This is a genomic window from Comamonas sp. Y33R10-2 (assembly GCF_019355935.1).
GTDB lineage: Bacteria > Pseudomonadota > Gammaproteobacteria > Burkholderiales > Burkholderiaceae_C > Comamonas.
Window position 1 is genome coordinate 3,071,021 of sequence record NZ_CP079925.1, and the last position, 13,456, is coordinate 3,084,476.

16 protein-coding genes and 1 pseudogene are annotated in these 13,456 nt (G+C 59.0%); 7 read left to right on the forward strand and 10 right to left on the reverse strand.

From position 1 onward, the window contains the following. The first annotated feature begins 2 nt into the window (after nucleotides 1-2). The 4 genes from rbsK to KUF54_RS13750 all read left to right on the forward strand — a co-directional run bounded on the left by rbsK (nucleotide 3) and on the right by KUF54_RS13750 (nucleotide 3,316). Nucleotides 3-968, forward strand: coding sequence for a ribokinase (rbsK, locus tag KUF54_RS13735; protein WP_219343342.1), 966 nt, complete (start codon nucleotides 3-5; stop codon nucleotides 966-968). Further along, nucleotides 965-1,363 carry a D-ribose pyranase gene (gene rbsD / locus KUF54_RS13740; protein WP_219343343.1) on the forward strand — a complete coding sequence of 133 codons (399 nt, stop codon included), beginning with the start codon at nucleotides 965-967 and terminating at the stop codon, nucleotides 1,361-1,363. The genes rbsK and rbsD overlap by 4 nt, the downstream gene beginning before the upstream one ends. 139 nt (nucleotides 1,364-1,502) lie before the next feature. Next, nucleotides 1,503-2,804, forward strand: coding sequence for a class I SAM-dependent RNA methyltransferase (locus tag KUF54_RS13745; RefSeq protein ID WP_219343344.1), 1,302 nt, complete (start codon nucleotides 1,503-1,505; stop codon nucleotides 2,802-2,804). After that, the gene (locus KUF54_RS13750; protein ID WP_219343345.1) at nucleotides 2,801-3,316 is read left to right on the forward strand and encodes a putative toxin-antitoxin system toxin component, PIN family; all 516 of its coding nucleotides are present in this window, start codon (nucleotides 2,801-2,803) and stop codon (nucleotides 3,314-3,316) included. The genes KUF54_RS13745 and KUF54_RS13750 overlap by 4 nt, the downstream gene beginning before the upstream one ends. Before the next feature lie 68 nt (nucleotides 3,317-3,384). Here the strand turns inward: KUF54_RS13750 and KUF54_RS13755 are convergent, their stop codons facing one another. Then, nucleotides 3,385-4,188 (reverse strand): SDR family NAD(P)-dependent oxidoreductase, encoded by an 804-nt coding sequence (locus tag KUF54_RS13755; RefSeq protein WP_219343346.1) that lies wholly within the window; start codon nucleotides 4,186-4,188, stop codon nucleotides 3,385-3,387. A 248-nt stretch (nucleotides 4,189-4,436) separates the two neighbouring features. On the opposite strand from KUF54_RS13755, the gene KUF54_RS13760 reads away from it, so the two are divergent. Continuing rightward, nucleotides 4,437-4,757 (forward strand): multidrug efflux SMR transporter, encoded by a 321-nt coding sequence (locus KUF54_RS13760; RefSeq protein ID WP_219343347.1) that lies wholly within the window; start codon nucleotides 4,437-4,439, stop codon nucleotides 4,755-4,757. Between the two features lie 43 nt (nucleotides 4,758-4,800). Next, the gene (locus tag KUF54_RS13765; RefSeq protein WP_255576110.1) at nucleotides 4,801-5,940 is read left to right on the forward strand and encodes a 3-deoxy-7-phosphoheptulonate synthase; all 1,140 of its coding nucleotides are present in this window, start codon (nucleotides 4,801-4,803) and stop codon (nucleotides 5,938-5,940) included. 128 nt (nucleotides 5,941-6,068) lie between these two features. Here KUF54_RS13765 and KUF54_RS13770 read toward each other — a convergent pair whose 3' ends face one another. The 6 genes and pseudogenes from KUF54_RS13770 to ureE form a co-directional block, all read right to left on the reverse strand. Further along, a complete protein-coding gene (locus KUF54_RS13770) occupies nucleotides 6,069-6,776 on the reverse strand; it encodes a hemerythrin domain-containing protein (protein WP_219343348.1) in 708 nt (235 codons plus the stop codon). A gap of 40 nt (nucleotides 6,777-6,816) precedes the next feature. Then, the gene (locus tag KUF54_RS13775; protein ID WP_219343349.1) at nucleotides 6,817-7,332 is read right to left on the reverse strand and encodes an N-acetyltransferase; all 516 of its coding nucleotides are present in this window, start codon (nucleotides 7,330-7,332) and stop codon (nucleotides 6,817-6,819) included. Between the two features lie 590 nt (nucleotides 7,333-7,922). Then, nucleotides 7,923-8,582 (reverse strand): urease accessory protein UreG, encoded by a 660-nt coding sequence (ureG, locus tag KUF54_RS13780; RefSeq protein WP_219343350.1) that lies wholly within the window; start codon nucleotides 8,580-8,582, stop codon nucleotides 7,923-7,925. Then, nucleotides 8,579-9,238: an urease accessory protein UreF gene (locus tag KUF54_RS13785; RefSeq protein ID WP_219346410.1), complete on the reverse strand. Its 660-nt coding sequence runs from the start codon at nucleotides 9,236-9,238 to the stop codon at nucleotides 8,579-8,581. The genes ureG and KUF54_RS13785 overlap by 4 nt, the downstream gene beginning before the upstream one ends. A 47-nt stretch (nucleotides 9,239-9,285) precedes the next feature. Then, nucleotides 9,286-9,618, reverse strand: coding sequence for a multidrug efflux SMR transporter (locus KUF54_RS13790; RefSeq protein WP_219343351.1), 333 nt, complete (start codon nucleotides 9,616-9,618; stop codon nucleotides 9,286-9,288). Between the two features lie 2 nt (nucleotides 9,619-9,620). Beyond that, nucleotides 9,621-10,163, reverse strand: a pseudogene (ureE, locus tag KUF54_RS13795) (urease accessory protein UreE); the annotation flags it as partial. Nucleotides 10,164-10,263: 100 nt separating this feature from the next. Here ureE and KUF54_RS13800 point away from each other — a divergent pair. Then, on the forward strand, nucleotides 10,264-10,770 hold the full coding sequence (locus KUF54_RS13800; RefSeq protein WP_219343353.1) for a gamma-glutamylcyclotransferase: 507 nt from the start codon (nucleotides 10,264-10,266) through the stop codon (nucleotides 10,768-10,770). Here the strand turns inward: KUF54_RS13800 and ureC are convergent. The 3 genes from ureC to KUF54_RS13815 are packed head-to-tail and all read right to left on the reverse strand — an operon-like array spanning nucleotide 10,755 to nucleotide 13,430. Then, entirely contained in the window at nucleotides 10,755-12,497 is a 1,743-nt protein-coding gene (gene ureC, locus KUF54_RS13805) for an urease subunit alpha (protein WP_219343354.1), read from the reverse strand. The two genes, KUF54_RS13800 and ureC, sit on opposite strands and share 16 nt — an antisense overlap. After that, nucleotides 12,497-12,802 (reverse strand): urease subunit beta, encoded by a 306-nt coding sequence (locus tag KUF54_RS13810; protein ID WP_219343355.1) that lies wholly within the window; start codon nucleotides 12,800-12,802, stop codon nucleotides 12,497-12,499. Before KUF54_RS13810 ends, ureC begins: the two co-directional genes overlap by 1 nt. A 10-nt stretch (nucleotides 12,803-12,812) precedes the next feature. After that, nucleotides 12,813-13,430, reverse strand: a complete 618-nt coding sequence (locus KUF54_RS13815; RefSeq protein WP_219343356.1) for a HupE/UreJ family protein — start codon at nucleotides 13,428-13,430, stop codon at nucleotides 12,813-12,815. Between the last annotated feature and the right edge of the window lie 26 nt (nucleotides 13,431-13,456).

Consider the following 13,456-nt stretch of genomic DNA (forward strand, 5'->3'; position numbering starts at 1 on the left):
GCATGCAAAAACAAGAGCAAAACAAGAGCGCTGCTGACGCCGCAACTCAGGCTGCGCGCGTCGTGGTCGTGGGTAGCCTGAACATGGATGTGGTGCTGTCCTTGGGTCGTGTGCCCGAAGCAGGTGAAACAGTGGCTGCGCAAAGTCTGAGCTATTTGCCAGGCGGCAAGGGCGGCAATCAGGCCGTGGCCTGCGCCCGCCATGGCGCGCAAGTCACGCTATTTGGCAGCGTGGGCGACGACCATCATGGCGAAAGCCTGTTGCAAGGGCTGCGCGTTGATGGTGTCGATGTGCAGCATGTCAGCGTGCATGACGGTGTGCCTACTGGCACAGCGGTCATCATGGTGGAGCCACAAGGCCAGAACCGCATTTGTGTGGTGGCCGGTGCGAATGCGCTGCTCACCCTTAATCAAGACAGCCTGCGCCCGGTGCTGGCGAAATCAGAATATCTGGTGCTGCAGTTTGAGACCCCGCATGACATCGTGCATCAGGCCATGCTGGCTGCTCAGGCGGTGGGCTGCAAGGTGGTGCTCAACCCATCGCCCGTGCGCGATGTGCCTGATGACTGGTGGCCGCTGGTCCACACGCTGGTGGTCAATGAACATGAGGCCGCCGCCTTTGCCGCTCAGCCGGTCCATAACTTGGCGACTGCACGGGCTGCTGCGCTGGCGCTGCTGGCGCGTGGCGTAAAGCAAGTGGTGGTGACTCTGGGCTCGCAAGGCGCGCTGGCTGTAGAGGTGCAGGGCGACTCGCCCGAGTTCAGCGAGCATGCTGCTCGCCGTGTAGAAGTGGTGGACACCACGGCAGCAGGCGATACCTTCCTGGGCGCAATGGTGACGCGTCTGGCGCAAGGCAGTACGCTGGCTCAGGCCGTGCCTTGGGGCATACGTGCGGCCAGCCTGTGTATTGGCAAGGCGGGCGCTCAGCCCTCCATTCCTACCCGTTTGCAAGTGGAAGAAATATTGTGAAAAAAGGCATGTTGCTGAACGCGCCGCTCTCGGCGGTCATTGCGACCATGGGGCATGGAGACGTGCTGGTCATTGGGGATGCGGGTTTGCCCATTCCTGCCGGGGTAGAGCGCATCGATCTGGCGGTGAGCCTTGGCGTTCCCTCCATCAACCAAGTGCTGCAGGCCATTGAAGCCGAAATGCAGGTGGAACGTGTGGTGCTAGCCGATGAAACGCTTGAGCGCAGCGCTCAAGCAATGCCTGACTGGCTGCCCGATGAATGGCATCAACGCCCGCTGGAAAAAATCTCTCACGAAGAGTTCAAACAGCGCTGCGCCAAGGTGCGAGCGGTGGTGCGCACCGGCGAATGCACGCCTTATGCCAATGTGATGCTGGTGTCTGGCGTTACTTTTTAGTTCTTCACTATTAAAAAAATAGCTTGAAGTCCTTTTGTAATAAGGACTTCAAGCTATTTTTTCTTGAAAATTGAGTTAACCGGGAGTGGTCGACCTTGCTCTGAGGCCGGGACGTCTCGCGTATCCTTGGCGGCTTGCTATGAACCAACTGCACTTATTTTTGCCTTGCGCCGCCGGCGTTGAGAGCTTCTTGGCCGATGAGGTCCACGCCATCACTGGCGCCACTGGGCAAGATTTGCTCGTGGGTCGAGGCGGCGTCATGCTGCGCGGCATGTGGCGCGATGCGCTGCTGCTCAACTTGCACAGCCGCCTGGCGCAGCGTGTGCTGATCGAGCTGTCGCACACCATGTACCGCAGCGAAAACGACCTGTACCGCGCTGCCAGCGAGGTGGCGTGGGAAATCTGGTTCTCGCCTAAAGAAACCTTCAAGATTGAAGTCACCTCCCAGCACAGCCCGCTGACTAGCCTGAACTTTGCGGCCCTCAAGGTCAAGGACGCGATTGCCGACCGCTTTCGCGAAAAGCGCCACGGCGTGCGCCCCAGCGTTGAGACGCATCACCCCGATGTGCGCGTGCACCTGCACCTGACCACCGATGGCGCCACCATCTACATCGACACCTCGGGCGAAGCGCTGTTCAAGCGCGGCTGGCGCGAGGACAAGGGCGACGCGCCGCTCAAAGAAACGCTGGCCGCCGCCATGATTGCCGCCAGTGGCTGGAACCCGCACGGCGACAACCCCCAAGCCCTGTACGACCCCTGCTGCGGCAGCGGTACCGTGCTGATCGAAGCCGCGCAAATTGCGCGCAAGATTCCTGCCGGCATCCTGCGCCGCTTTGCGTTTGAAAAGCTGGTTCCATTTCAGCGTCACGTGTGGGAAGCGATTCAGGATGAGGCCGAAGCCGCCATCCTGCCCGCCAGCCCCGTGGGTATTTATGGCTCGGACATTGCCTTCCGTATGGTCGACTTTGCCCAGCGCAATGCCGAACGTGCGGGTGTGGCCGAGACCATCAGCCTGCGCGGCGGCGATGCTTTGCAGCGTATGCCGCCTACCGATCAGCCCGGCATGATGATTTTGAACCCGCCTTATGGCGAGCGTATTGCCGCAGCTGGTAGCTATGGCCGCAATGCGGCAGAGCGTATGGACGAGGTCGATCGCGCAGGCCGCGAAACTGCACAGACCGAAGATGGCGGCGAGTTCTTCAACCAGTTGGCCAGCCACTGGAAGAAGAATTACAGCGGCTGGAGCGCTTACATGCTCACGCCCGACCTGAAGCTGCCCAGCCAGATGCGCCTCAAAGAATCGCGCCGCACGCCTATGTGGAACGGCCCGATTGAGTGCCGCCTGTTCCGCTTCGACATGATCAAGGGCTCGGCCAAGCCTCGCAAAAATGCCGATGGCGCTGCTGAAGGTAGCGAAAGTGGCGAAGGCCGCAAGGCATGAAGATTGCGCCCCTGCGCTGGCCGGCTTGTAACGCCGGCTACGAAGGCCCGTTGCCCCGCCCCATGATTTTGGACACCAATGTGGTGCTGGACATGCTTATCTTTGACGACCCGCATATCCCAGCTATCCGTGAGTTAGTGGCCAAGGGCGAGGTGCGCTGGATTGCCGATCAAGCCCAGCGCATTGAGCTGGGCCGCGTGCTGCATTACAGCCAGATCGCCCCACGTGTGAGCTTTTACGGCAAGACGCCCGAAGGCGTGATGGCTGCGTTTGATGCAGCGGTGGAATATGTGGCCGAAGCGCCCAAGATTCGCTTTACTTGCACAGATCCGGACGATCAGCATTTTCTGGACTTGGCCAGCCTGCACCAAGCGGTTCTGGTCAGCAAAGACCGCGCCGTTCTCAAGCAGCGTAAGCGCGTAGCAACCCACTACGGTGCGACGGTGGGAAATATCGTTTTGTTGGAAGAGGCTGTGACTGAGGTGACTGCTGAGGCGACCGTCGAGGCCTGACTTTTTCCATTAAAAATAGCTGCCAGCGCTTGCTAGATAAGCGCAGGCAGCTATTTTTTTGAGAGTGCTTATTTCTGTTTGGGCAACCAAGGCACACCATTGATATGGCTGCCGCCATCGACAAACAGGGTGTTGCCCGTCACATAGCAGCAGTCATCGCTGGCCAAGAAGAGCGCTGCGCCGCCAATGTCGCGTTCGGGGTCGCCCATGTAGCCCATGGGGTTCATGCGCAGCATGTCGGCCGCGTTATCGGGCTGAGCGGTGGCGAACTTTTTGTAGGCCTCGGTGGCTGCGCCGGGGCAGATAGCGTTGCAGCAGATGCCATGGGACGCCCATTCACGCGCGGCGGAGCGGGTGAGGGTGCGTAGCGCTTCTTTGGCCATGTTGTAGTCCACCGAATAAGGGTGGGCGTTGACGCCATTGAGCGAGCACATATTGATGACCCGGCCCCAGCCCCGCTCCTTCATGCCGGGAAAGACGGCCTGCATGGCCCACAGTGCTGACTGCGTACCAATGCGCCAAGCCCAGTCGGCATCCAGATCGCTGAGCGTCTCTATCTGCGCAAAGCCTGGCTTGGCGCCGGGGCGGCGCCCCCAGGCATTGTTGACCAGAATGTCCACCCGGCCAAAGTGCGCCAGCGCAGCATCGACCATGGTTTGCACGGCCGCATGTTCGCTGACATCCGCTGCTAAGTAGCCGACTTGCACGCCAAATTCTTCGCTGATTTCGCGCGCCGCTGCGGCGCAGGTTTCGGCATTGATATCGGCCAGCCACAGGCTAGCGCCCTCGGCGGCAAAGCGGCGGGCAACGCCTTTGCCAATGCCAGCTCCTGCGCCAGTAATCAGGGCGACGCGGTTTTGCAGTCGGTTCATTTGTCAGCTCTCCTTGTTGCTTGTCAGGCTCACTGTGCGTGAGCATCAGCGTGTCGGCATCGTTGAGTTGGACCAAGTATTTGCCAGAGCCAGTACCAGCCCCTGCGACGCCTAAACCACCCAAGGCTGGCCCGGGTTTGCCGCCCCCGGTTAGCATTCCATCAGCAGGGACGACCTTGCTTCGCTGTGTTGCACATGGCTTTTTCTTGCCGGGACGACCTGGCCATTCATCTCCAAAGAGGTTTGCTATGGCTTGGGTTTATCTGCTCATTGCCGGCGTTCTTGAAGTGCTCTGGGCCTTCACCATGAAGCAGTCCAACGGTTTCACTCACTTCAGATACAGCGCTGTCACCATCGTGGCAATGATTGCCAGCTTTGGCCTGCTGTCGATTGCCATGCGCACGCTGCCGCTGGGCACGGCCTATGTGATCTGGACGGGCATTGGCGCCGTGGGTGCCTTTGTGATGGGCATTACGGTGCTGGGCGAGCAAGTCAGTGCCATGCGCGTGGGCGCAGCCGTGCTGATCGTCAGCGGTCTGGTGCTGATGAAGCTCTCCAGCGGCGAATAACAGGTCTGAGCGCACAGCCGCCCGAGCAAGGTGACAATGGGGGATGAATTCCTCCACGCCTTCCACGACTGCACCGGCCCCGCGCAAGGCCGTGCCCGCTACCCCCAAGCTGACCACGCTGGACAAAACCCGCGTCGATGACACGCGCATCAAGATCGTGCGCCCGCTGCTCACGCCCGCGCTGCTGGAAGAGTGGCTGCCTATTACCGAGCAAGCCTACGCGCTGGTCGAATCCAGCCGCGCAGCCATCTCGCGCGTACTGCATGGTCAGGATGACCGTCTGGTGGTGGTGGTCGGCCCATGCTCGATTCACGATCACGATCAGGCCATGGATTACGCTCGCCAGCTCAAGGTGCAGGCCGATGCGCTCAAGGACGATCTGCTCATCGTTATGCGCGTGTACTTTGAAAAGCCGCGCACCACGGTGGGCTGGAAGGGCTACATCAACGACCCCTACCGCGATGGCAGCTTTGCCGTGAACGAAGGGCTGGAGCTGGCACGCCGTCTGCTGCTGGATATTCTGGAGCTGGGCCTGCCTTCGGGAACGGAGTTTCTCGATCTGCTTTCACCGCAGTTCATCAGCGACCTTGTCAGCTGGGGCGCCATTGGTGCGCGCACGACGGAGAGCCAGAGTCACCGCCAGCTGGCCAGTGGCCTGAGCTGCCCCGTGGGCTTCAAGAACGGCACGGATGGTGGCGTGAAGGTAGCCAGCGACGCCATCTTGGCTGCACAGTCCTCACATGCCTTTATGGGCATGACCAAGATGGGCCAGAGCGCCATCTTCGAGACGCGTGGCAACCAGGATTGCCACGTCATTCTGCGCGGGGGCAAGACGCCCAATTACGACGCGGCCCATGTGCAGGCAGCCAGCGAGATTCTGGAAAAATCCGGCCTGCGTCCGCAGGTTATGATTGACTTCTCGCACGCTAACAGCAGTAAGCAGCACCGTCGCCAGATTGACGTCGCTGCTGATGTGGCCCAGCAGGTTGCTGCTGGTGATGCGCGCATTACCGGCGTGATGATTGAAAGCCATATTCACGAAGGCCGTCAGGATATCGTGGAAGGCGAAGAGCTGGCCTATGGCGTGTCTCTGACCGATGCCTGCATCAGCATGGAGCAGACCATTCCTGTGCTAGCGCAACTGGCGGGTGCAGTGCGTGCACGCCGGGCGCACAAGGGCTGATCTGTTTTCATTCCTTGACTGCTTCTGAATCAGGAGCGGGGGCGTAAATAAAAAGCCACTTTCAGGAAAATATCGCCTGAAAGTGGCTTTTTCGCTTTCGCTCGCTGCTATGAAGTAGTGAAGCAATTTCAGTCTTTGAGGCGTATTTTCTTCACGACTTTGGCAGCTGCTTTCTCTTCGGTTTTGCGGCGGTTGAAGACCTGCTTCATATAGCGCACATCGGTATCGGACAGGTGCCGCTGTGCATGCACAAACTGCTCCTGCTCTTCTTCCTTGATGTGGTGCAGGTATTCCTCATGCAAGCCGGCAAAGCGGCGCAGCCAGCCTGAAGAAGCCATGTCGCGCGCGGCCAGATCGTCCAGCATCTTGTCGATTTCTTTGTGCTCACCCACGGCGTGGCGAGCATCGTCTGTGGTCTTGGGGTTGCGCATAACGCTGGACCATAGGGCCTGCTCTTCGGCGGCAGCATGGCTTTTGAGCTCTTTCACCAGCTCCTTGAAGAGTTTTTTTCGCTCTGGTGATTCACCTTTGGTGGCAGAGATCATGGCCAGCAGAGCGCGGTGGCGGTCATGGTCTTCCACCAGGCGGCCAAAGATGTCGGGGTTACCTCGAAACTTGGTTTGCGGTGTGCTGCCAATTTTTGCAGGGACTTGAGGGGCTATCGCTTTGGCTTTGGCGATGGCGTTGGCGTTGGCGTTGCTTTTAGCTTGGGGGGCAGAAATTGCCTTAACAGCAGGTTTGCGAGTTGAGGTGTGAGGTGTGGGCATGGCATCTTGCTTGAAGTGATCGTGGTACAAGCGTTGTAGACCGATGCTGCAGACCTTTGTGTAGGCCATACGCTTTCATGAATGCCTTCCTAGCTAAAGCAGCGTGGGACTATAACTCCAGCGTCAACCTCAGCATGTCCTTGTGCTGCACGCCGCGCTCCCATAGAGGGGTGGTGTAGTTATGCAAAAAGAAGTCGGGCTCTATGTCGGTGACGCGAAAGCCAAGGCGCTGATAGAACAGCAATTGATCGCCGAAGCTGCCTGTGCCCACTTCTAACTGCTGTGCGCCGCGCTCGCGCATTTCACGGATGGCTCGGTTGAGCAGAGCGGAGCCAATGCCGTTGCACTGCCAAGCGGTGGCCACGGCGATATTCATCAGCTCCCACTGTTTTTGCTCCGTGTCTTTGGGTCTTAATACACAGACACCAATCAAGGTGCCTAGCCCGCTGGGTGTGAATTGCGTAGTGTGCCGGGCCGCAAAACAGGTGGAGTGGGGCAGGTAGCGTTTAATGCGCGCGCGTGAGGGGTCAGCCAGCAGTAGCAGATGCCAAGGGGCTTCTGCCGGGTTCATCGTGGTGATGTTCCAGGGCGCGGGCGTGCTGCCGCCTATCGATGTGGATTTCATGCACAGGCTCCACATGGGTGAAGCTCAAAGGCGAGGGTACCGACGCTCATACGATGAGCCGGAAGCTCGGCCATCTGCTGCAAACCCAAATCACGCGCCATGTCTATTTTCCGCTTGCGGGTGTTGTGAGCCCGCATTCAACATTGTCAACAAGCTATAGCGTAGCAGCCGACGCGAAAGCCCCACGCTGTACTGTTAAAAAGCACAGCGATTTTGGAAAATTCAGAGCATTTAATTGCAGAAGTTGAGGTTGAGTGGAGGAATTATGTTGAGCGAGATGTCTTTTTTTGAGCAACGCCGTGTTGTCCTACAAGACGAGCGTTTGCAAATGCAAAAGTAGTGGTTTATACTTATTTCAAGGGCTAACACTTAGGGGTTAACCCGGTGCTGGCAGTGTTTGAGATGCAGACTGTCCATCGCTTGAAGTGCATCTCTTGATTTCACAGAAAGTACATCATGCGCCAAGCCTTCAATTCCCTGATCGAATTCATCCAAGAAGCTCGCGAGTTTCATCTGGACCTGGCAAACCAGTAATCATTGAGCTGGTTAGAGAAACGCCGCCGTTTGAGGCGGCTTTTTTTCGCCTGAAATCAGGCCGCCAGCAGGCCCTGCTTTTCGATGAAGGCCACCACTTCATCGAGTCCGTCCAGCGTTTTGAGGTTGGTCATTACAAAGGGCTTGAGTCCCTTGGGCGTGGTGCGCTGCTTGATGGTGTCGCTGCGCATGATGTCCAGGTTGGCGCCCACATGCGGGGCCAGATCTGTTTTGTTGATGACGAACAGATCGCTCTTGGTGATGCCGGGCCCACCCTTGCGCGGAATTTTCTCGCCCGCCGCCACGTCGATGACGTATATGGTCAGGTCCGAAAGTTCTGGGCTGAAAGTTGCCGCCAAGTTGTCTCCGCCCGACTCGATGAACACGATGTCGGCATCGGGGAAGTCCTTGAGCATGCGGTCAATGGCTTCAAGGTTGATGGATGCATCTTCACGAATCGCGGTGTGCGGGCAGCCGCCAGTTTCCACGCCCATGATGCGCTCGGCAGGCAGCGCGCCGCTGACGGTCAAGAGGCGCTGATCTTCCTTGGTGTAGATGTCGTTGGTGATGGCGACCAAGTCCCATTTCTCGCGCATGGCCTTGCACAGCATTTCGAGAATGGTGGTTTTACCCGAGCCCACGGGGCCGCCAATGCCCACACGCAGGGGAGGCAGCTTTTTGGTGCGGTTGGGGATGTGGTGCAGTGCAGTGCTCATGATCGAAAAAGGCGTGAGTATTGGTGTTCATGCTGGGCAGACAGAATCGCCAACATGGGTGAAAAGGCTTGCCGCCCGCTGTCTGGCAGGGCCAGTGCGTAATCAACAGCTTGTGGAATTTCTTGCGTCAGCCGCGCCAAAATGCGCTGACCTGCGCTTTGGCCCAAAGGCACGGCTTTGATGGCGGCTTGCACCATGTTTTCTGCCCAGCCAAAGGCATAGGCCAGTAGCGCATCTTTGGACGCAGCGCCTGTGCAAAAAGCCGCAAAAGAGAAGGCAATGGGGTAGCTGGCATCTTGTTGGGCCAGCCAGGTGATGGAGTCCAAGCGTTCAGCTTCTTCGGCGTAACGGTTTTTGAGCCACTCCGTAAGTGACCTGCCCATTTGCTCGGTTTGCAGGCGCAGCTCGCTGGTTTCACGGGTAATTCGCACCCACTGGTTCAGTGCTGCTACATGGCTCAGGTCATTCTGCTGCCATGCTGCAACGGCCTGCGCAATCACGGCCATATCGCCGCGTGATTGGGTCAGATGCAATTGCTGCATCAGCCAGTCAGACGCTTGTATTTCTGTAGCGACAAGTTCAGCATTGATGGCGGCTTCAAGCCCCTCAGAGTATGAAAACCCCCCAATGGGTAGCGCAGGCGAGGCCAGCCACATCAGCTGTAAAAAGCTGCTGCTGTTAAGGCTCAACGAGGCGTTACTACTCACGCAGCATCCCCGCGCAGGCTGAGAAATTTCAGGCCCACAATGCCCATCAAAATCATGGCAAAACAGGCCATGCGCGGCAAGCTGCGATCCTCACCCAGAAACATCACGCCATAGATGGCCGTGCCCACCGCACCGATGCCGACCCAGACCGCATAGGCCGTACCCACGGGAATGCTGCGCGTGGCCAGAGACAGCAAATACATGCTGGCCGCAATAAAGGCGGCGCAAAACAGGCTTGGCCACAGGCGTGTGAAGCCTTCGGTGCGCGGCATGGCTGCGGCATAGAAAATCTCGCACAGGCCTGCAGCAATTAAATAGACCCAGCTCATCAGTGCTCGTGCTTTGCGTTGCAGTGGGCATGGTCGTGAGGGTGAGCATGGCCGTGCCCGTGGTGGTGACTGTGCCCATCGTTCGTCACATGACCACCATAAGCCCCGCCTTCGGGCTCAAATGGCAGATCGGCTTCGACCACGGTCATGTGCATGCTTCGCAGCATGTCGGCCAGCACATGGTCGGGCTCGATTTTCAGGTGATCGGGCTGCAGCTCAATCGGCACATGACGATTGCCCAGGTGATAGGCTGCGCGCATCAAATCAAACGGTGTGCCATGCTCGGCGCAGACAGTGATCTTCAGGATTTTTTGCGGTGCTGCCAGCACGCGAATAAGGCTGCCGTCTTCGGCCACAAGCACATCACCCCCGCGCACGGCTTGGCCGCGTGGCAAGAAGATGGCCAGCTCACGGCCTTGGCTGTCGGTGGCCGCAAAGCGTGATTTTTGGCGTACATCCCAGTCCAGCTCCATGGTTGTTGCGCGTTTGAGCAGCACGGAAGATAGGCCTTGGCCTTGTGGGAGTAGTTTGTTGGCAGTCAGCATGAAGTGATCAAAAAATAGGAGCGGGCGTCTCAGGATTTTCAATAGTTTGGCGTGATTTTTGCTGCAAAAAAACCTTGTGAAGAACTCTCTGGATGCAGGAATGAAAAAAGAACCTTCGACGGGCTGGCAAGCCTGCGGTGCAGCTTTTGTAGCGGTCTATGGCACTTTGCGCGCAGGTGGCGTTAACGACATCGCCAGACTGCAGCCGGGGATTGTCTGCATGGGCAAAGCGCAGCTGATAGGAAGTCTGTTTGACTTGGGCTGGTACCCCGGTCTGACGCTCAATGGAGCGCAAAGCGTGTTGGCCGAGGTCTACCCTATGAACGCTGCGCTGGAACAGGCAATGGACCGCATCGAAGGCCTGTGGCCAGAAGATGTGGGCGAATACCGCAAACGCATTCTGACGCTGCCCGTGATGCGGATCGATGGCAGTCAGCAGGCCATGACGGTGCTGGTGTATGAAGCCATGCCCGCCACCGTGCAACACGCGCCGCAGATTGTGGCTAGCGATTGGTTGCAGTGGTTTGCGGGCAAGGGTGTTCAGCATCCTGATAGTGCGTTTTCGCTGAATACCGTTCAGAACCAAACCGCTCAGAACAAAAAGTAGCGCTGCGCCATGGGCAGGCTGGTGGCGGGCTCGCAAGTCAGCAGCTCGCCATTGGCGCGCACCGAATAGGTTTGCGCGTCGATCTCCATGTGCGGCGCTAAATCGTTGTGAATCATGTGTTGCTTTTTCACGCTTCGAATGCCTTTGACGGCTGACAGTGTTTTGCTCAAACCGAAGCGCTGGCCAATGCCTGCGGCCAGACCGGCTTGCGAGACAAAGGTGAGCGAGGTTTTGGCAATCGCCCCGCCAAAGCTGGCAAACATGGGGCGGTAGTGCACGGGCTGGGGCGTGGGGATGGATGCATTTGGGTCGCCCATGGCGGCCATGGCAATGCTGCCGCCCTTCAAAATGCAAAACGGTTTGACGCCAAAAAACGCAGGCTTCCAGATCACAATATCCGCCCACTTGCCCACCTCCAAGCTGCCCACTTCATGGCTGATGCCGTGGGCAATCGCGGGGTTGATGGTGTATTTGGCGATGTAGCGCTTGACGCGGAAGTTGTCGTGGCGGGCACTGTCTCCCGATAGCTGGCCACGCTGCTGCTTCATCTTGTGCGCGGTTTGCCAGGTGCGCAAAATCACCTCGCCCACGCGGCCCATGGCCTGGCTGTCCGAGCTAAACATGCTGATTGCACCGATGTCGTGCAGGATGTCCTCGGCCGCAATGGTTTCCTTGCGGATGCGGCTTTCGGCAAAGGCCAAATCCTCGGCAATGCCTGCATCCAGGTGGTGGCAGACCATCAGCATATCGACGTGTTCATCGAGCGTGTTGATGGTGTAGGGACGCGTGGGGTTGGTGGAGCTAGGCAGCACGTTGGACTCGCCCACCACCTTCATGATGTCCGGCGCATGGCCGCCGCCCGCGCCTTCGGTGTGGAAGGTGTGAATGGTGCGGCCCTTGAAGGCGGCCACGGTGTCTTCCACAAAGCCGCTTTCGTTGAGCGTGTCGGTGTGGATGGCGACTTGGGTGTCGGTCTCCTCAGCCACATCCAGACAGTTGCTGATGGCCGCTGGCGTGCTGCCCCAGTCTTCGTGCAGCTTCAGGCCAATGGCACCGGCGCTGATTTGCTCGTGCAAACCGGCGGGCAGGCTGGCGTTGCCCTTGCCTAAAAAGCCAATGTTCATGGGGAAGGCATCGGCCGCTTGCAGCATGCGCTCCATATGCCAGGGGCCGGGCGTGCAGGTGGTGGCAAAGGTGCCGGTGGCGGGGCCTGTGCCGCCGCCAATCATGGTGGTCACGCCGCTGGTCAAGGCCTCTTCAATCTGCTGCGGGGCAATGAAGTGGATGTGGGTATCAATACCGCCTGCGGTGACGATATTGCCTTCGCAAGAAATGATTTCGGTGCCCGGGCCAATGATGATGTCCACACCCGGTTGGGTGTCTGGATTACCCGCTTTGCCAATGGCGCAGATGCGCCCGTCTTTGAGGCCGATGTCGGCTTTGACGATACCCCAGTGGTCGAGGATCAGGGCGTTGGTCAGCACGGTATCGACGGCGCCGCCACCGCAGGGGCCTGTTCCCGTCCCGTCCCGCGTGCGCTGGCTTTGGGCCATTCCGTCGCGAATGGTTTTGCCGCCGCCAAACTTCACTTCCTCGCCATAGCCACCGGCGTTCAAGGTGAAGTCTTTTTCAACCTCAACGATGAGGTCGGTGTCGGCCAAGCGCAGGCGGTCGCCCACGGTGGGGCCAAAGGTTTCTGCGTAGGCGCGTCGGTCCATTGTGGCCATTACAAGCTCCCTTGAATCAGGCCGCGAAAGCCGTAAATCTGGCGATCACCGCCGATATCTATCAACTCCACCGTGCGCTGCTGACCCGGCTCAAAACGCACGGCCATGCCGCTGGCGATGTTCAGGCGCTTGCCGTGGGCGGCCTCGCGGTCGAACGACAGGCCTGCGTTCGTCTCCGCAAAGTGATAGTGGGAGCCGACTTGAATCGGCCGCTCGCTGGCGTTTTGCACCACCAGCGTAGTGACCGTGCGGCCGGGGTTGAGTTCATGTGCGCCTGCATCCAGCAGTAGTTCACCGGGAATCATGCAGACCTCCTTACGCCAAGCGTGTCAACATGAATGCGCCAAAAGCCGCTGTAGCTGCGCCGCCCCACTTGGCAACCCATTGGTGGCGCTGCATGACGGCATGACCCAGCACCATGCCTGCGATATGCAGCGTGGCCGAGCCCAGTGCAATGCCCGCCAAGGCGCCGATTGCAGCCATGCCGCTGCCGCCAGCCAGCTCAAAACCGTGGGCTGCACCGTGAAAGAAAGCGAACAGGCCTGCCAGCGCGGCGGCTGCTGCCCAAGGCATTTTTTTCTGTACCAGCACGAGCAGGCCCAGCACCAGCACCGATGCGGCAATCATCGGCTCAACGCCCGGCACCCACAGGCCCGCAAAGCCTGCCAGCGCACCGGCAACCAGCAGCGCTACAAAGGCGGCAGGGGCGTGCCATGCGGTGCGCAGGCTGGGCGCGGTCAGCGCGCTCCACGCGCCCACGGCCAGCATGGCGGCCAGATGATCTGCTCCCGTGAAGGGGTGGGCAAAGGCATGCGTCAGGCTGTCCAGAAAATGGTGATGACCGCCGCCATCAGCACCCACATGGGCCAGTGCAGACAGGGGCAGGGCCGCCGCAGTGGCAGCTGTAGAAAGGAGAAGATTTTTGAATTTCATAGCTGTCTACGCTTGATGGATAAGGG